This is a genomic window from Amycolatopsis rifamycinica (assembly GCF_000695625.1).
Classification (GTDB): Bacteria; Actinomycetota; Actinomycetes; order Mycobacteriales; family Pseudonocardiaceae; genus Amycolatopsis; species Amycolatopsis rifamycinica.
Window position 1 is genome coordinate 33,636 of record NZ_JMQI01000072.1, and the last position, 17,843, is coordinate 51,478.

14 protein-coding genes and 1 pseudogene are annotated in these 17,843 nt (G+C 72.8%); 8 read left to right on the top strand and 7 right to left on the bottom strand.

Annotated features, from left to right (window positions below; genetic code table 11):
* Window positions 1–266: 266 nt before the first annotated feature.
* The 3 genes from aspS to DV20_RS34930 all read left to right on the top strand — a co-directional run bounded on the left by aspS (window position 267) and on the right by DV20_RS34930 (window position 3,165).
* On the top strand, window positions 267–1,484 hold the full coding sequence (gene aspS / locus DV20_RS34920; protein WP_043787520.1) for an aspartate--tRNA(Asn) ligase: 1,218 nt from the start codon (window positions 267–269) through the stop codon (window positions 1,482–1,484).
* A gap of 41 nt (window positions 1,485–1,525) precedes the next feature.
* Complete coding sequence (locus DV20_RS34925; protein WP_043787521.1) at window positions 1,526–2,353, top strand: SCO6745 family protein; 828 nt, start codon at window positions 1,526–1,528, stop codon at window positions 2,351–2,353.
* 62 nt (window positions 2,354–2,415) lie between these two features.
* Window positions 2,416–3,165, top strand: coding sequence for an SDR family NAD(P)-dependent oxidoreductase (locus DV20_RS34930; RefSeq protein WP_043787522.1), 750 nt, complete (start codon window positions 2,416–2,418; stop codon window positions 3,163–3,165).
* Window positions 3,166–3,180: 15 nt separating this feature from the next.
* On the opposite strand, the pseudogene DV20_RS44415 reads toward DV20_RS34930, so the two are convergent.
* Both DV20_RS44415 and DV20_RS34945 read right to left on the bottom strand, forming a co-directional pair.
* A pseudogene (locus tag DV20_RS44415) lies at window positions 3,181–4,050 on the bottom strand (IS5 family transposase).
* Window positions 4,051–4,383: 333 nt separating this feature from the next.
* A complete protein-coding gene (locus tag DV20_RS34945; RefSeq protein ID WP_043787527.1) occupies window positions 4,384–4,938 on the bottom strand; it encodes a CGNR zinc finger domain-containing protein in 555 nt (184 codons plus the stop codon).
* An 80-nt stretch (window positions 4,939–5,018) separates the two neighbouring features.
* Between DV20_RS34945 and DV20_RS34950 the strand changes: the two genes are divergently transcribed.
* Both DV20_RS34950 and DV20_RS34955 read left to right on the top strand, forming a co-directional pair.
* A complete protein-coding gene (locus tag DV20_RS34950) occupies window positions 5,019–5,882 on the top strand; it encodes an alpha/beta fold hydrolase (protein ID WP_043787528.1) in 864 nt (287 codons plus the stop codon).
* 155 nt (window positions 5,883–6,037) lie between these two features.
* Window positions 6,038–8,077: a PQQ-dependent sugar dehydrogenase gene (locus DV20_RS34955; RefSeq protein ID WP_043787529.1), complete on the top strand. Its 2,040-nt coding sequence runs from the start codon at window positions 6,038–6,040 to the stop codon at window positions 8,075–8,077.
* Between the two features lie 32 nt (window positions 8,078–8,109).
* On the opposite strand, the gene DV20_RS34960 is transcribed toward DV20_RS34955, so the two are convergent.
* Window positions 8,110–9,135, bottom strand: coding sequence for a carbohydrate kinase family protein (locus tag DV20_RS34960; protein WP_043787547.1), 1,026 nt, complete (start codon window positions 9,133–9,135; stop codon window positions 8,110–8,112).
* Window positions 9,136–9,294: 159 nt separating this feature from the next.
* On the opposite strand from DV20_RS34960, the gene DV20_RS34965 reads away from it, so the two are divergent.
* Window positions 9,295–10,575, top strand: coding sequence for a 6-phospho-beta-glucosidase (locus tag DV20_RS34965; RefSeq protein WP_043787530.1), 1,281 nt, complete (start codon window positions 9,295–9,297; stop codon window positions 10,573–10,575).
* Here DV20_RS34965 and DV20_RS34970 read toward each other — a convergent pair.
* Window positions 10,572–11,273 carry an SDR family NAD(P)-dependent oxidoreductase gene (locus tag DV20_RS34970; protein ID WP_235191067.1) on the bottom strand — a complete coding sequence of 234 codons (702 nt, stop codon included), beginning with the start codon at window positions 11,271–11,273 and terminating at the stop codon, window positions 10,572–10,574. The genes DV20_RS34965 and DV20_RS34970 overlap by 4 nt on opposite strands.
* Before the next feature lie 202 nt (window positions 11,274–11,475).
* Between DV20_RS34970 and DV20_RS34975 the strand changes: the two genes are divergently transcribed.
* Together DV20_RS34975 and kstD are read left to right on the top strand one after the other, a co-directional pair.
* Window positions 11,476–12,666: a cytochrome P450 gene (locus tag DV20_RS34975; RefSeq protein ID WP_043787533.1), complete on the top strand. Its 1,191-nt coding sequence runs from the start codon at window positions 11,476–11,478 to the stop codon at window positions 12,664–12,666.
* A gap of 164 nt (window positions 12,667–12,830) precedes the next feature.
* Complete coding sequence (kstD, locus tag DV20_RS34980) at window positions 12,831–14,576, top strand: 3-oxosteroid 1-dehydrogenase (RefSeq protein ID WP_043787535.1); 1,746 nt, start codon at window positions 12,831–12,833, stop codon at window positions 14,574–14,576.
* On the opposite strand, the gene DV20_RS34985 is transcribed toward kstD, so the two are convergent.
* The 3 genes from DV20_RS34985 to DV20_RS34995 are packed head-to-tail and all read right to left on the bottom strand — an operon-like array spanning window position 14,573 to window position 17,404.
* Window positions 14,573–15,601: an LLM class flavin-dependent oxidoreductase gene (locus DV20_RS34985; RefSeq protein WP_043787537.1), complete on the bottom strand. Its 1,029-nt coding sequence runs from the start codon at window positions 15,599–15,601 to the stop codon at window positions 14,573–14,575. The two genes, kstD and DV20_RS34985, sit on opposite strands and share 4 nt — an antisense overlap.
* A 49-nt stretch (window positions 15,602–15,650) precedes the next feature.
* Entirely contained in the window at window positions 15,651–16,823 is a 1,173-nt protein-coding gene (locus tag DV20_RS34990) for a Glu/Leu/Phe/Val dehydrogenase dimerization domain-containing protein (protein WP_043787538.1), read from the bottom strand.
* Window positions 16,820–17,404 carry a TetR/AcrR family transcriptional regulator gene (locus DV20_RS34995; protein ID WP_235191066.1) on the bottom strand — a complete coding sequence of 195 codons (585 nt, stop codon included), beginning with the start codon at window positions 17,402–17,404 and terminating at the stop codon, window positions 16,820–16,822. Before DV20_RS34995 ends, DV20_RS34990 begins: the two co-directional genes overlap by 4 nt.
* Window positions 17,405–17,843 lie beyond the last annotated feature (439 nt).

Consider the following 17,843-nt stretch of genomic DNA (forward strand, 5'->3'; position numbering starts at 1 on the left):
CTACGGTGGTCGGCAACGCGCTGATGGAGACGAGTAACCCCCGGAGCGCACGGGTCCAGAGAGCCGCCGGCAGCTGGGAAGGCGGTCCCGTGTCCGGGCGGCGAAGACCCTCCGGAGTGCGGGGAGGAACGGCGTCCGCGCCCCATGCCCCGCCGGCCGGCCCCCGTCACCGGGCCGCGAAGAGGCCGCCTCCGGGCGGTGAAAGTGCGGTGGCACCGCGGTTGTCCCGATCGCCCGCACTCCCAGGGATCCGCGTTGGGAGGGTGATGAGTACTCGGGTATTGGCCGCCGAGCTGTCCGGGCACGTCGGCGACCGCGTCCGCGTCGCCGGCTGGGTGCACCGCCGGCGTCGCCTCAAATCCGTCACGTTCGTCGTGGTCCGGGACCGCTCCGGGCTCGCGCAGGTCGTGCTGGGTTCAGCCGCGCCACCGGAGGAAACCGTGGTCGAGGTGCTCGCCACCGTGTCGGCGAACCCGCGCGCGCCCGGCGGTGTCGAGCTGGTCGAGCCCGTCGTGCGAACGCTGGCGGAAGCGGCGGCGAAACCGCCGTTCGACCTCTACCGGCCGGCCGTCACCGCGTCGCTGCCGACGATCCTCGACCACGCGCCGGTCGCCCTGCGGCACCCCGCGCTGAAGGAGCGCTTCGCCGTGGCCGCGGCCGCCGTGCGCGGCTTCCGGTCCACTTTGGACGCACTGGGGTTCACCGAGGTGCACACGCCGAAGATCGTGGCGTCGGCGACCGAATCCGGCGCGAACGTCTTCGGCATCGACTACTTCGGCCGCCGGGCCTACCTCGCGCAGTCGCCGCAGCTGTTCAAGCAGGCGCTCGTCGGCGTCTTCGAACGCGTCTACGAGGTCGGCCCGGTCTTCCGCGCCGAGCCGCACGACACCGCCCGGCACCTCGCGCAGTACACCAGCCTCGACGTCGAGCTCGGGTTCATCCGGGACCACCACGACGTGATGGCCGTGCTGCGCGACGTGCTCGCGGGGATGGCGGACCCGGCGCTGGTCACCGTCCCGGCGGAGATCCCGGAGATCGCCTTCCCGGCGGCGCTGGACCTGGTGGGCGCCCCGGCGGACGAGCCGGACCTCGCCCCGGCGCACGAGCGCGCGCTGTCGGCGTGGGCGCGGCGCGAACACGGGTCGGACTTCCTGTTCGTCACCGGCTACCCGATGGCGAAACGGCCGTTCTACACGCACCCGGACCCGGCGCGGCCCGGCTACTCGAACAGCTTCGACCTGCTCTTCCGCGGGGTCGAGCTGGTGACCGGCGGCCAGCGGCTCCACCGGCACGCGGACTACCTCGCGGTGCTGGGCGAAGCCGCGCCCGGGTACGCCGGCTACCTGCAGGCGTTCGCGCACGGCATGCCACCCCACGGCGGGTTCGCGATCGGTCTGGAACGCTGGACGGCGCGGCTGCTCGGCGTCGCGAACGTCCGGGAGGTCACGCTCTTCCCGCGCGACCTGCACCGCCTGACCCCGTGAGTTCGTGACCCCGTGAGTTCGTGAGTTCGTGAGGAGTGGCCATGACAGCTCGTCGCCTCTGGGCGGCCGTGGAACCGCTGCACGCCGTCGTCTACTTCGCGCCCGAGACGGCCGAAGCGGCGAAGCGGGTCGGCTTGCGCGGCTACTGGATGGGCTACTTCGCCGGGCGGCTGGCGCCGCTGGGCCCGATCGGTCCCGAACCGGCGGCGGCCGTGCTGTTCGGCTTCGCGCCGGCGATGGTGGCCCGGGCGCTGCCGGACGCGTGGTCGTTCGCCTCGCCCGAGGCCGTCGCCGGCTCCCGGATCGAGGCAGTGGCCTCGGCGTTGCGCCCGGTCGCCGCCGACGTCGGCGAGCTGAACGAGCTGCTGTGGCGGGCGGTGGACGCGTGCGAGTTCGGCGGGCGCCCGCTCGCCGCGGCGTGGGCGGCGGTGCCGAAGCCGGCGGACCCGCTGTCCCGGCTGTGGCTGGCGACGACGATCCTGCGTGAGCACCGCGGCGACGGCCACGTCCTCGCCGCGGTCCACGCCGGCTTGGGCGGCCTGGAGACGACGCTCACCCACATCGGCGACGGCGTGATCGCCCGCGCGGACATCCAGCCCCACCGCGGCTGGCCGGACGCGGAGTGGGACGCGGCGGTGGCCCGGTTGCGGGCCCGCGGGCTCCTCGGCGCGGACGGCCGCCTGACCGGCGCGGGCCGCGAGCTGCGCCGCCGGATCGAGGCCGACACGGACCGCCTGGCGGCGGCGCCGGTGACCGCGCTCGGCCCCGACGTCGAGCGGCTGCTGGAGCTGGCGGTGCCGCTGAGCCGGGCGCTGATCGACCGCGGTGTCGTCCCGGTGCCGAACCCGATGGGTGTCGCGCGTCCTTGAGCGTCGAATCCGGGTGCGGTCGTTCGACGCACCGGTGAGCGCACCCGGACATCGGAGGACCCATGACGTTGCTCGACGGCAAGAACGCGATCGTCTACGGCGCGGCGGGACGGATCGGCACGGCCGTCGCCACCGCCTTCGCCGGGGAAGGCGCGCGGGTGTTCCTCACCGGCCGCAGCCGCGCCCGCCTGGACGAGGTGGCCGGCCGCATCCGCGCGGCGGGCGGCCTCGCCGAGACGGCGGAGGTCGACGCGCTCGACGAGCGGGCGGTGGACGAGCACGCCGCGGCCGTGGGCGCCGTCGACGTGTCGGTCAACCTCATCGGCCACGGCGACGTCCAGGGCACGCCGCTGGTGGACATGGCGGTGGCGGACTACGAACGCCCGGTGCTGACGGCCGTCCGCACCCAGTTCCTGACCGCCCGCGCGGCGGCCCGGCAGATGATTTCGCGGCAGCGGCCCGGGGCGATCCTGTTCTTCGGGGGCGCGGCCGACCCGGTGCGCGAGTTCGCGGTGGGCGGGCTGCAGGTGGCGTTCCACGCGCTGGAGGCAATGCGCCGCCAGCTCGCGGCCGAGCTGGGCCAGTACGGGATCCGCACGGTGACGTTGCGGACGGGCGGCATCACGGAAACCCTCCCGGCGGAAATGCCGGGCCGGGCGGAGCTGGCGGAGAACATCGCGGGCAAGACGATGCTGGGCCGCGCGGCGACGCTGGCGGACGTGGGCGCGGTGGCGGCGTTCGTCGCCTCGGACCAGGCGGCCTCGATGACGGCGGCCACGGTCAACATCAGCTGCGGCGCCTTGGTCGACTAGGAGCTGTCCTGTAAGTCATCGGAGCCAGAGGACGATTGCGGCGATGGTGAGCTCGGCTTGGTAGTAGGCGGCGCGTTTGGCGTAGCGGGTGGCCAGGTCACGGAACTGTTTGAGGCGGTTGAAGCGGCGTTCGACCACGTTGCGGTGCTTGTAGACCTCGGCATCGAAGGCTGGTGGTCGCCCGCCGCGGGAGCCTTTGGCGACGCGGCGGGCGACCTGATCTTCCCGTTCCGGGCTGACGAAGGCGATCCGCCGGTCCCGCATCGCTTGCCGGGTCGAGGGATGCGAGTACGCCTTGTCTGCGATCACCGTCTCCGGCCTGCAGCGGGGCCGGCCTGGTCCGAGCCGGGCGACGCTGATGCCATCCAGCAGCGGCAGCAACTGCGGGTTGTCTCCCGCTTGGCCTGGTGTGAGCAGTATTCGTACCAACAGGCCTCGGCCTTCGACGGCGAGGTGGATCTTGGTGCTCAGTCCGCCTCGGGACCGCCCGAGTCCTTCCCCGTCAAGAGCGATGGCTTCGGTTCCGTCGCTGCATCCCCCTTTTTCCGGGCACCCGCAGCATGCTGATGGGCCCGGACCACGCTCGAGTCCACCGAGATGATCCACTCCAGGTCGTCGACGGCGTCGTCTTTGACGATCACCCGGTCGAGGATCTTGTCCCAGGTGCCGTCCTTGGTCCACAACCGCAGACGTTCGTGCGCGGTCTTCCAGGGCCCGTACCGCTCAGGCAGGTCACGCCACGGAGCACCGGTACGCAGCTTCCACAGAATCGCGTTGATGACCTGGCGGTGATCCCGCCACCGCCGCCCACCCGCCCTGCTGCGGCGGCAGCAACGGCTCGATCACCGCCCACGCCTTATCCGTCAACTCACCGCGACCAACCACCGCGCATAGCTACCAGAAACCCAGCTCAACCACTTACAGGACACGCCCTAGCGGCGATGGCCGGGGTGGGCGGGCGGGGCTGTGGTGTCGTGGTCGGTTGCGGCGTTGATCGGGGTCGGCCGAGCCTGGCTGCGGGCTGGCGGCGATCACCGGCGTTCACGGGGTCCGGCCGCGGTGTCGTGGTGGGTTGGCGGCGATGGCCTGGGTCGGCGGGGCGGGGCTGCGGCGCCTTGGTCGGCCGAGCCTGGCTGCGGGGGGCTGGCGGCGATCACCAGCGTCCACGGAGCCCGGCCGCGGCATCCTGGTCCGCGCCCGGCTTGGCGTCGGCGCGCTTCACCGGGTCCCGTCCCGTTGCTCGACCACCAGCCGCTGGTGGCGGGCCGCGCGCACGCGGTCGCCGCAGGTTGTCGAGCACCAGCGGCGGCGGGCGTGCTCGCGGAAGTAGTACCTGACGCACCCGTGGGCCTCGCACGGGCGGACCAGGCGGCCGAGCTCTCCGCTCGCCACCTCGATCGCGTCCCGGGCCAGTGCCGCCACCGCCGCGTCGATGCTGCCCGGCCGGGTGCTGTGCCACTCGCGCGCCGGCCCGGTCCGCCAGACCAGCGCCGGGGCCGCCGCGTCCGCGCGCGCCGCCGCGTTGATCGTCTCCACCGCCGCCGCGGACGGCTCGCGGTCTTCCGCCAGTGCCCCGAGCAGCTCGCGGACGGCCGCGCGCAAGTCCGTCAGGCGACCCAACGCGGCCGGGTCGGCGACCGCCGCCCCCACGCCCCGCGAGCGCAGCCACGCGGCCGCGTCGCCGGGTGAGCCCAAGTCGTCCGCCGACTGGCGCCGGGTGTTGACCAGCGCCAGTGCGAGCGAGCGGTCCTCGCCCGGTGCCGCCGTGACCATGTTCGCCTCCCGAAGCTCGCCCCCAGTGTCCCCGACCGTTGACAGCCTATCGTCTCTCATGGATAAATGAAAAAATAACCATGAGAGACGAGGAGAAGACCGTGTACCACCGCTACGCCACCGTCGCCGGGCACCGGCTGTTCTACCGGGAGGCCGGTCCCGCCGACGCCCCCACGATCGTGCTGCTGCACGGCTTTCCGACGAGCTCGCACATGTTCCGGCACCTCATCCCCGCGCTGGCGGATCGCTACCACGTCGTCGCGCCGGACTACCTCGGCTCCGGCGCGTCCGACGCGCCGTCCACCGGCGAGTTCACCTACACCTTCGACGCGCTCGCCGAACTCACGCTCGGCCTGCTCGACGAGATCGGCCTCGGCCGCTTCGCCCTCTACATCCAGGACTTCGGCGCGCCGGTGGGGCTGCGGATCGCCGCCGCGCACCCCGAGCGGGTGACCGCGATCGTCACGCAGAACGGCAACGCCTACGTCGAGGGCCTGGGTGCCGGGCTGCCGCAGAAGCTGGCCGCCGGCACGCTGACCGAGGACGACCTGCGCGGCATGGTCACCCTCGAGGCCACCAAGGCGCAGTACCTCGACGGCGTGCGCGACCCGTCGCTGGTCAGCCCGGACGTCTGGATCCACGACCAGGCGCTGCTGGACCGGCCCGGCGCCGCGGCGATCCAGCAGGCGCTGCTCGCCGGCTACCACCACAACATCGGCCTCTACCCGAAGTTCCACGAATACTTCCGGACCAGCCGGGTGCCGCTGCTCGCCGTCTGGGGCGGGAACGATGAAATTTTCATCGCCGACGGCGCCCGCGCCTACGCCCGGGATCTGCCCGACGCCGAAATCCACCTGCTCGATTCCGGCCATTTCGCACTGGAAACGCACTTGGACGCCATCGCCGGCTACATCCGCGGTTTCCTCGGGCGGGTGCTGCCGTGAAGGCGCTTTCCGTCGTTCCGGCCCGGTGATCGGGATGCCGGTTGCCACCCGGACCGTCCACTCGTAGGGTTTCTCCCCGAGGTCGCTTGGCGCGATCCAGGAGCGCTCCGCCGTCATCATCAAGCATGGAGGACGGAATGAGCAGACGGATTCGGATGGGGGCGATCGCGCTCGCGCTCGCCGCCCCGACGATGATCGCGGGACCGGCGGAAGCCGCCGATCCCCTGCTGTCGCAGGGAAGGCCGGTGACGGTGTCCTCGTCGGGCTGGTGCTGCCCGGCGGCGAACGCGGTCGACGGGAATTCCGCGACCCGCTGGGCCAGCGCGGCCGGCGTCGATCCACAGTGGATCGACGTCGACCTCGGCGCGGTGGTGCGCGTCAGCCGCGTGCGGCTGCAGTGGGACGCTTCCTGCGCCACGGCCTACGAAATCGGCACCTCCGCCGACCGTGTCACGTGGACGAAGATCTACGCGACGACCGCGGGCAAGGGCGGCGTCGAGGACCTGACCTCCCTCGACGGCACCGGCCGCTACGTCCGGGTGTACGGCACGAAACGCTGCCGCACCGACCGCTCGAGGGGCTATTCGCTGCAGGAGTTCGCCGTCTACGGCTCGGCGGGGGACGTCCAGCCGCCGTCACCGCCCGGCACGCCGACGCTGGTCGGTGTCACGTCCACCAGCGCCACGATCGCGTGGACCGCGGCCACCGACGACGTCGGCGTCGCGGGCTACGACGTCTACCGCGACGGCCAGCTCTGCGCGAGCACGACCGGCGCCCTCACCGCGACCTGCGGCAACCTCGGCCCGAACGGCAGCTACGGCTTCTACGTCAACGCGCGGGACGCGGCCGGGAACGTGTCGCAGGCCAGCGGCACACTGCCGGTGCGGACGCCGCCGTCCGACGACAGCACGCCGCCGTCCGCGCCCTCGGACGTGCACGTCACCGCGGTGAACAGCACGTCGATCGGTCTCGCGTGGACGGCGTCCACCGACGACGTGGGCGTCACCGGGTACCGGATCTACGACGGCGGCACGCAGATCGGGACGTCGGACACGGCGAGCACCACGCTCGGCGGCCTGACCCCGAGCACGGCGTACCACCTGCAGGTGCGGGCCGTGGACCGCAACGGCAACCTCAGCGCGCCGAGCACCCCGGTCCTGGACGTCACCACCACCGGCGGGTCGGGCTGCTCGCCGTCGCAGGGCGTCTGCGGTGCCACGCAGATCACCACGGACGACGACGTCGTGTGGGGCCTGACGACCCTGCCGGACGGGACCGTCCTCTACACCCAGCGCGACGTGCACGACATCATCCACCTGAACCCCGCGACCAGGGCGAAGACGACGATCGGCACCCTGCCGGGGGTGGAGAACACCGACGGCGAAGGCGGCCTGCTGGGCCTGGAGATCAACCCGGTGTCGTTCGCCACCGACCACTGGCTCTACCTCTTCCACACCACGGCGAGCGACAACCGGATCGTGCGGGTCAAGTACGACCCGGCCGCGGACTCACTCGACACGAGCACCGAGCAGGTGCTGCTGACCGGCATCGCGCGCAACAAGTACCACAACGGCGGCCGCCTGCGGTTCAGCCCGGACGGCCGGTACCTGTTCGCCGCCACGGGCGACGCGCAGAACAGCGCCACCGCGCCGAACACGAGCAGCCTCAACGGGAAGGTGCTGCGGATCAACCCGGACGGCTCGATCCCGGCGGACAACCCGTTCGGCAACGCGGTGTGGAGCTACGGGCACCGCAACATCCAGGGCCTGGCGTTCGACGCCCAGGGCAGGTTGTGGGAACAGGAGTTCGGCAACAACGTCATGGACGAGACGAACCTGATCGTGAAGGGTGGCAACTACGGCTGGCCTTCGTGCGAAGGGACGTCGGGTTCGTGCGACGGCTTCGTCGCCCCGAAGCGGACGTACCCGGTGGCACAGGGTTCGTGCAGCGGAATCGCGATCGTCAACGGCGCGCTGTACGTGGCGTGCGAGCGCGGCGCGCGGCTCTACCGGGCGGTGATCGAGGGCGACACGCTGACGAACGTTCAGTCGTTCTTCACCGGGACGTACGGCAGGCTGCGCACCGTCGAGCCGGCGCCGGACAGCGGGCTGTGGCTGGCGACCAGTGTGGACGGTGACAAGGACGGCGTGCCGCACAACAGCCACAACCAGATCCTGCGCGTGTCGGTGGGGTGAGGCGGTGCTGACCGGGACCGGCCCGGTCCCGGTCAGCGCCAGCTGTCGTCGCCGAAGCCGAGGGTCACCGGGCCGCGGTGGATCCCGGCCACCGTCTCCGACGGCAGCACGTCGTCCAGGAACGTGTAGTCCGGGCTGCGGGTCCGCGCGTGCCACTGGGCGATCTCGTGCCAGCCGGGGGCGGCCAGCGCGCCGCCGAAGTGCTGGACCGACAGGCTCGCCGTCAGGCACGCGAACCGCAGCCGCTCCACCAGCGGCCAGCCGGTCAGCGTCGCGGCCACGAAACCGGCGCCGAAGACGTCACCCGCGCCCGTGGCGTCCAGCACGTCGACCGGGAGGGCCGGGACCGCCGCCGTCTCGCCGGTCGTCCCGTCCACCGCCAGCACGCCCTCGCCGCCGCGGGTGATCACCGCGATCGGGACCAGCTCCGCCAGCCTGGCCAGGGCCGCTTCGGGCGTGTCCGTGCGGGTGTAGCGCATTGCCTCGATCTCGTTCGGCAGGAACGCGTGGCAGCACGCCAGCTGCTCGAGCAGCGCGGGCGACCAGGCCTCGGACGGGTCCCAGCCGACGTCGGCGAACACCAGGCTGCCCGCCTGGTGCGCGGTGTGCACCCACTCGGCCGTGTCGAGGCCGATGTGCGCCACCGTCGCGCGGCTCCGCGGCGGCGAACCGGCGAGTTCCGCGACCGGGACGGGCGGCGGGTGGCCGTGGGTGACCATCGCGCGGTCGCCGGCGTAGGCCAGCGAGACCGTCACCGGGGAGTGCCATTCCGGGAACCGCCGCGACCGCGACAGGTCGATGTGCTCCTGCCGGGCCAGCACGTCCCAGCAGTAGCGCCCGTAGACGTCGGTGCCGAACGCCGCCGCCAGCGACGTCCGCAGGCCGAGACGGCTGAGCGCGACGGCGAAGTTCGCGATGCCGCCCGGTCCCGAGCCCATGCCGCCCGTCCACACCTCCGTGCCCGGGGCCGGCGGGTGTTCGAGCCCGGTGAAGACCAGGTCGAAGAACAGCAGGCCGGACAGGAAGACATCGGTTTCGGGTGCGGGCTCAGCCGGCACGGGCGCCTCCACGTCGGTCACGCAACGGTGGCCCGAGCGTGCGTCAGCGGCGCGAGATCCGCAAGAGCTGGGCCGTTCGTGCCACGGATCGCGTGAATCCGGCTGCTAGGGTCACCGGATGCGGCAAGACGGTCGGGCGACCGGGGGACGTGCCCCGCGATGAAGCTGGCGATCCTCGGCGGCGGCGGCTTCCGCGTGCCGCTGGTGCACGGGGCGCTGCTCGACGGCGGCGGGGTCACCGAGCTCGTCCTGCACGACGTCGACGCCGGGCGCCTCGCCGCGATCGAACGGGTGCTGGCCGAGCAGGCCGGCGGCGCGGCGGACGCGCCGCGGGTGCGCACGACCACCGACCTCGCCACCGCGGTGTCCGATGTGGACTTCGTGTTCTCGGCCATCCGCGTGGGCGGCCTGCGCGGACGGCGGCTGGACGAGCAGATCGCGCACGCCGAGGGCGTGCTGGGCCAGGAAACGGTGGGTGCGGGCGGGCTCGCCTACGGGTTGCGGACGGTCCCGGTCGCCGTCGCCCTCGCCCGGCTGGTCGGCGAGCTGGCGCCGCGCGCGTGGGTCATCAACTTCACCAACCCCGCCGGGATGGTCACCGAAGCGATGGCCGCGCACCTCGGCGGCCGGGTGATCGGCATCTGCGACTCCCCGGCCGGGCTGTGCCGCCGCGTCGCCCGGGCGCTCGGGATCGACGCGGCGGCGGCGCGGTTCGACTACGCGGGGCTCAACCACCTCGGCTGGCTCCGCTCGGTGCGCGTCGGCGGTGAGGACGTCCTGCCGCGGCTGCTCGCCGACAGTGCCGCGTGCGAGTCGTTCGAAGAAGGCAAGCTCTTCGGCGCGGAGTGGCTGCGCACGCTCGGCGCGGTTCCCAACGAGTACCTGCACTACTACTACTTCGCCCGCGAGGCCGCCGGTTCGGCGTCTCGCGGGGCGTTCCTGCTGGAGCAGCAACGCGGGTTCTACGCGGCACCTTCACTGGCTTCGTGGGAACGCACGCGCCTGGAGCGCGAAGCGACGTACATGGCCGAGACGCGCGAGGGAGAGCGTGAGGACCTCGAAGGCGGTGGCTACGAGAAGGTCGCGCTGGCCTTGATGCGCGCCCTGGCGCACGGCGAGCGCACGACGCTGATCCTCAACGTCCGCAACGGTTCCACGCTGGCGGGCGTGCCGGGTGACGCGGTCGTCGAGGTGCCGTGTGCCGTCGGCGCCGAGGGCGCCCGGCCGCTCGCCACCGCGCCGCTGGCGGACCACGCGCTGGGCCTGGTGACGACGGTCAAGGCCGTCGAGCGGGCGGCGATCGAGGCGGCGACGACGGGTTCGCGGGCGGCGGCGCTGCGGGCGTTCGCGCTGCACCCGCTGGTCGACTCGGTGTCGGTCGCCCGGCGGCTGCTCGACGCCTACGCCGCCGCGCACCCGGAACTCGCCTACCTCGCCTAGACCGCCGCCATCGCGTTGAACTCCGCTTCGGCTTCCCGCTCGGTGTAGAGCCGCCACGCCCGCTCGGCGATGTCGTCCGGATCGAGCGTGCCCACCGTGAAGCCGTGGTCCTGCGACGTGAACACGCGGTGGATGTCGCCGCGCTCGACGAGGCCGCCGATGGTCAGGATCCCGGCGTGGACGCCGGTTTCCCGCAGGGCCGCGTGCAGCGTGAGCACGTACATCCGCAGTGCCGCCGACGCCGGGGCGAGGCTGCCGAGCATCGGCATCGGGTACTTGCCGCTGAGGCCGCCGGCGAACAGCAGCGAACCCGAGCCGCGCGCCAGCAGGCCCGGTAGCACGGCTTCGACGAGTCTCGCCGCCGGGGCGACGACGGCGTCGAACGACGCGCGCAGGGTGCCGGCCCCGGCTTCGGTGAGCGGCGTGATGCCCGGCCCGGCCGTGGCGTCGGCCGGCCCGAAGTACACCGCGTCGATCTCGCCGGCGTCGGCCGTGATGCGGACGAGCACGTCGCGGAGCTGGGCTTCGTCGGTGACGTCGGCCGTGTAGGTGGGGGCGTTGACGCCGGCGAGCGACGCGCGGTAGCCCGCGTGGCGCGTGTCGGTGCGGGAGACCAGCGCCGTCGTGAAGCCTTCGCGGCCGAAGCGGCGGGCGATCGACAGGCCGAGGCCGGGACCGACGCCCAGGACGGCGAGCACTTTCGGCAAGGAAACCTCCTGAAGTTGAGTATGACCTCAACTTAGCCACAACTTGAGGATGCCGTCAACTTGCGTTGTGCGTCCACAAAGGACATTTGGTGGGCCGGGCGTGCGGCCGTCCGGGCGGTTTCCGGCGTCCGGACGGGTTTCCCGGGCTCGCGCGCCTTCCGCGACGCCGGGAACGGCGCCCATCATCGGCGGCATGACCGCTGTCTATCCCGCCGAGAAGGACCATCCCGCCGTCCCGATGGGGGAGATCTACGCCGGGTACCCGCCGGTGTCCCGGATCGTGTTCCCCAGCGGGCACGAAGGCTGGCTGGTGACGCGCTACGACGACGTCCGCACGGTCTTCTCCGACCCGCGGTTCAGCCGCGACCTGCTGTACCCGGGTGCGCCGTGCCTCATCGAGCCGGGCGACTTCTCGACCGGCGAGCACAGCATCCTCAACATGGACCCGCCCGACCACACCCGCCTGCGGCGGCTGTCGGCGCAGGCGTTCACCGTCCGCCGGATCGCCGCGTTCCGGCCCCGGATCCAGGAGATCGCCGACGAGCTGCTCGAGGCGGTGGTCGCGCACGGGCCGCCGGCGGACCTGGTCGAGGAGTTCGCGTTCCCGCTGCCGACCGCGGTCATGTGCGAGCTGCTCGGCGTCCCGTTCGCCGGCCGCGAGCGCTTCCGGCGGTGGTCGCGGGTGATCGTGACGCCGATGCAGCACGCACCCGCCGACGTCGAGCAGGCCCGGCGCGACGGCGCCGAGGACATGGCCGCGCTGGTGGCGGAGAAACGGGCGCGCCCCGCGGACGACTTCCTGAGCGCCCTCGTGCACGCCCGCGACGAGGACGGCGACCGGCTCACCGAGCCGGAGCTGATCGACCTCGCCACGCAGCTGCTGCTCGCCGGCCACGAGACGACGGTCAGCCTGATCGGGTGCGGGGTCGTCCTGCTGTGCCGGCACCCGGAGCAGCTGGCGGCGTTGCGCGCCGATCCCGCGCTGACACCGGGTGCGGTCGAGGAGATCATGCGCTTCGACGGCCCGGTCGACTCGTCCCTGCTGCGGGTGGCGCTGGCGGACGTGACGCTGAGTGGCGTGCTCGTGCGCCGCGGCGAGGCGGTGCTGGCGCACGTGGGGGCCGCGAACCGCGACGAGAACGCGTTCCCGTCGGCGGCCGAGTTCGACATCCGCCGGAAGGACGCGCCGCAGCTCGGTTTCGGGCACGGGATCCACTTCTGCCTCGGCGCGGCGCTGGCCCGGCTGGAAGGCGAGATCGCCCTGCGCGCGCTGGTGGACCGGCTGCCCGGCCTGGACCTGGCGGTCCCGCCGGAGACGATCACCTGGCGGCCGCCGCTGTCGGTGCGCGGGCCCGAGGAGGTGCCGGTGACCTGGTCGGCCTGAGCCGGTGGGGCGGCCGGGGTGGGCCTGCGCCGAATGTCGGTTCCCGTTGGCGCCACCGGTGGAGCGGGGCGGGCCGCGACTGCTCCACTCGGGTAGAACCTGTTCCAGTTCCGCCGTGCGGCCGAAATCATGACCCTCGCCGTTCCCGCGAGCGAGGAGTCGCCATGGAAGCCGATCTCACCCGCCGTCAGCTCCTCCGCGGCACGGCCGCGGGCGCCGGGCTCGCCGTGACAGCCGGGCTCGCGACCCCGGCCGCCGCGACCGCGGCCCCGGCCGCCGCGGCGCCGTCGGCCGAGTACGACGTCGTCGTGGTCGGCTCCGGTGCGGCCGGCATGACCGCCGCGCTGACCGCGGCCAAGCGCGGACTGAGCGTCGTCGTGCTCGAGAAGGCGCCGACGTTCGGCGGGTCCGCGGCCCGGTCCGGGGCCGGCATCTGGATCCCGAACAACCAGGTGCTGCTCGCCGCCGGCGTGCCCGACACGCCCGCGAAGGCCGCGCAGTACCTCGCCGCCGTCGTCGGCCCGGACGTCCCGGCCGCGCGGCAGGAGGCGTTCCTGCGCCACGGCCCGGCGATGATCGCGTTCGTGCTGGCCAACAGCCCGCTGCGGTTCCGCTTCATGGAGGGCTACAGCGACTACTACCCGGAACTGCCCGGCGGCCTGCCAGGAGGCCGGTCGATCGAACCGGACGTGCTCGACGGCAACCTGCTGGGCGCCGAGCTGGCCAACCTCAACCTGCCGTACCTGGCCACGCCGCCCGGGCTGGTCGTCTTCAGCGCCGACTACAAGTGGCTGAACCTCGCCCTGGTCAACGCCAAGGGCGCCGCGGTCGCCGCCGAGTGCCTGGCCCGCGGCACGGCCGCCGCGCTGGCCGGGCAGAAGCCGCTCACCATGGGGCAGTCGCTGGCCGCCGGCCTGCGCGTGGGCCTGCAGCGGGCGAACGTGCCGGTGCTGCTGAACACCCCGCTGGTCGACCTGAACGTCGAAAACGGCGCGGTGACCGGGGTCGTCGTGCCGCAGGGGCTGGTGCGGGCGCGGCGTGGCGTGATCGTCGGCTCGGGCGGCTTCGAGCACAACGCGGCGATGCGTGCGCAGTACCAGCGGCAGCCGATCGGCACCGACTGGACGGTCGGGGCGAAGGAGAACACCGGCGACGGCCACCGCGCCGGGCAGCGGGCCGGCGCGGCTCTCGACCTGATGGACGACGCGTGGTGGGGCCCGGCCATCCCCACCCCGGGCGACCCGTACTTCTGCCTGGCCGAACGGACCCTGCCCGGCGGGCTGATCGTGAACCAGGCGGGGCAGCGGTTCGTCAACGAAGCCGCGCCCTACAGCGACGTCGTGCACACCATGTACGACAGGAACCCGTCGGCCCCGGACATCCCGGCGTGGCTGATCGTCGACCAGAACTACCGCAACCGGTACCTGTTCCGCGACATCGCGCCGCTGCTTCCGTTCCCGGACGCCTGGTACGCCGCCGGCGCGGTCTTCAAGGCCGCCACCGTCCAGGACCTCGCGACGCGGATCGGTGTCCCGCCGGCCGCGCTGAAGTCCACTGTGGATCGCTTCAACGGGTTCGCCAGGTCCGGTGTGGACAGCGAATTCCACCGCGGCGCCAGCGCGTACGACCACTACTACACGGACCCGGCGGTGACGCCGAACTCCTGCTTGGCGCCGCTGTGGGCGGCACCGTACTACGCGCTGCGGCTCGTCCCGGGCGACCTCGGCACGAAGGGCGGCATGCGCACGGACGCCCGGGCGCGGGTGCTCCGCCCGGACGGCTCGGTGATCCGCGGCCTGTACGCGGCGGGCAACGCGAGCGCGGCGGTGATGGGTCACAGCTACGCCGGCGCGGGGTCGACGATCGGCCCCGCGATGACGTTCGGCTACATCGCCGCGAACGACGTCTAAAACTCCTTTTCCACCAACGGGAGCACTTCGGTGCCGAGGAGCTCGATGGCGCGCATGACCTCGGCGTGCGGCACGCCGGACCAGTCCATCTGCATCGCGTACCGGTCCGCGCCGGTGAGCTTGCCGACCGCGATCAGCCGCTCGGCGATCTCCTGCGGGCTGCCGACGAACAACGCCTGCGCGTCACGGGTGTACTCGTCGTACTCCGCGCGGGTCGGGACCGTCCAGCCGCGGGCGCGGGCACCGTACTTCATGGTCTCGAGCCAGTACGGGAAGAAGGTTTCCTTGGCGTCCTGGGACTTCTCGGCGATGAAACCGATCGCGCCCATGGTGACGTGCAGGTCCGCGGGGTCCTGTTCGCCCGCCTCGCCGGCCCGGCGGTAGAGGTCGACCAGCGGGGCGAAGCGCTCGGGCTGTCCGCCGATCACGGCGTACACCACCGGCAGGCCGAGCAGGCCGGCGCGGATCGAGGACTCGGGGTTGCCGCCGGTGCCGACCGAGATGCGCAGGCGCCTGCCGTACGGCCGGGGCAGGATCCGCGCGTTCTCCAGCGGCGGGCGGAACTTGCCGGACCAGGTCAGCGGGTCCTCGCGGTCGATGCGCAGGAGCAGGGCGAGCTTCTCCTCGAACAGCTCGTCGTAGTCGCCGAGGTCGTTGCCGAACAACGGGAACGACTCGGTGAACGACCCGCGCCCGGCGAGCAGCTCGGCGCGGCCGTGGCTGAGCTGGTCGAGCGTGGTGAACTGCTGGTAGAGGCGGACCGGGTCCTCGGTGCTCAGCACGGTGACCGCGGAGCTGAGGGTGATCTGGCTCGTGACGCTCGCGGCGGCGGCCAGCACGGTGCCGGGGTTGGCGATCGCGTACTGGTCCAGGTGGTGCTCGCCGAGGCCGTAGAAGCCGAGGCCCAGCTCGTCGGCCAGCTTGATCCGCTCGAGGGTGTTGGCCAGCGTCTGCGCGACGGTGGGTTGTTCGCCGGTGCGCGGGTCCGGCGCGCGGTCGCCGAAGCTGTAGATGCCGAGTTTCATACAACGCTCAACTACTTTTGGGGCGGATTCGTTCCCCGGCCCCCGGCACTCAGCCGAAGCGGGCCTGGATGGCCTCGAGGTTCCTCTCCGACAGCTGCAGCGCGGCGGCGCGCAGGCTCAGCCCGTCCAGGGTGGCGACCTCGAACATGCCGGTCACCAGGGCGCGCATCCGGGAGCGGACCTTGCCGAAGGCTTCCTCGGCGTCCGCGCCGACGTCGCCGAACAGCGTCCACCACCACCAGGAGTTGGTCGCCGAGTTGGCGACGAAGTCCGGCACCACGCGGATGCCGCGGGCGTCGAGGAGCTCTTCGGCGTCCGGCGTGACCGGCAGGTTCGCGGCCTCGACGATGAGTTGCGCGCCGATCTTGGCCTGGTTGTCGGCGTCGACGCAGTAGGAGATCGCCGCCGGGACGAGCACCTCGGCCGGCACGTCGAGCCACGCTTCGGGCGGCAGCAGCCGGTCTCCGGGCTTGAGGTTGTCGCGGTCGATGCCGCCGAAGCGGTCGCGGTGCCGCAGCAGGTTTTCGACGTCGAGCCCGTCCGGGTTGGCGACGACCCCGCGCACGTCCGAGACGCCGACCACGCGCAGCCCGGCGTCGGCGAGGAAGCGGGCGGTGGCGCCGCCCATCGAGCCGAAGCCCTGCAGCACGACGCGGTTCGGCTGGTGGTCCATGCCGAGCAGTTCGAGCCCGGTGAGCGTGGCCTGCGCGACGCCGAGGCCGCCGACCAGCTCGTCGAGCCCGAGCCCGCCGACCTCGATCCGGAACGCCTCCGCCAGCCGCGCGGTCGCCGCCTCGCGGTCTTCGAGCAGCGGGTAGATGGCCTGGACCGGGCTGAGCAGCCCGATTTCGGCGATGACGCCGTCGATGACGTCCTGCCGCAGGCCGAGGTCCTCGCCCATGGTCCAGTACTGCTCGATGAGCGGCCGCATGGCGTGCAGGTACCGGGCGACGACGTCGCGGGCGCGCTCGTCGTAGGGGTCGAAGTCGATGCCGCCCTTGGCTCCGCCGAGGGGGATGTACCGGCCGTCGGGGTCGTAGTTGAGGCCTTCCTTGAGCGTCATGCCCCTGGCGAGGCCGCGGACCTCGAACAGCGAGCAGCCGCGGCGCATCCGCAGGCCCCCGCTGGCCACGCCGCGCACCAGCCGGTCGATCACCAGGTACCCGCGGCACCCGGTGACCGGGTCGGTCCACGCGACTTCGAGCAAGGCTGTTCCGGTCATCGCCCCTCCTGATCCCCCGGTCGACACCCGAGCTCGTAGGCCATCGCCTGCTCGACCCACCGAGCACAGTCCCCGGCGGTGACGGTCCCCCGCCGGCCGACGACCTGAACGGCGAGCCCGTCGAGCAACGCGGTCAACCGCCACGCGGCGCCGTGCGGATCGGGACACCGGAAGGTCCCGGCCCCGACACCCTCCGCGATGAGGGCCACCACGGCGTCCCGCCACCGAAGATCGAGCCGTTGCAGCACGGCCCGCAGATCGGCGTCCCGCATGGCCGCGGCCCCGGCCTCGATCCACAGCTGCCAGTTCTCGTGGTCGGTGGGCCCGTACAAGGCGAGCACGGCGCGCAAGCGATGGTCGGCGGGGCCGCCTTTGCCGAGCTCGTCGTCCAGCTTGGCCAGTTCCCGCTCGGCGGCCTGCCGGAAGGCTTCGATGACAAGCGTTTCGAGGGTCTTGAAGTGGTAGAAGATCAGCGCGGTGCTGACATCGAGCGAGTGAGCGACATCGGCGGCCCGCACACCGGCAATGCCCCGCAGGCGGATCTGCTGAAGCGCGGCCCGCACGATTTCGTCCCGCCGCACGGCCACAGCCTTCCGCATCATGCGGCCACCGTACCGAGGCGATGGGGGAGGCGGGAGGCGCCGAATGTGGGGCCTCGGCCTGTGCGGACGGTCAGGAGCGCTGGTCGGGGGCCAGATCGGCTGCGTGGTTGGGTGGTGTGGGCTTGCGGTGGTTTGGGGGCGCTTGGGGTTGGCCGGTGGCGGGGAGTGCGGGGCTGGTGCGGCTTTGCGGTGGCCGGGTGGTGAGCATGCCTGGCGGCGGTGGGGTGGAGTTGGGGTGGCAGGTCTGCTGCGGTCGGTCGAGGGGCGGAGCGGCCGCCGGGATTCGAGGCGGCGGACCCGGGGATGATCGCCCGCAGGTGAGGCCGGCGCCCGCCGCTGGGGTGGAAACTCCTACCGCCGGGAGCCGGGAGCCGGGAGCCGGGAGCCGGGAGCCGGGAGCCGGGAGCCGGGAGCCGGG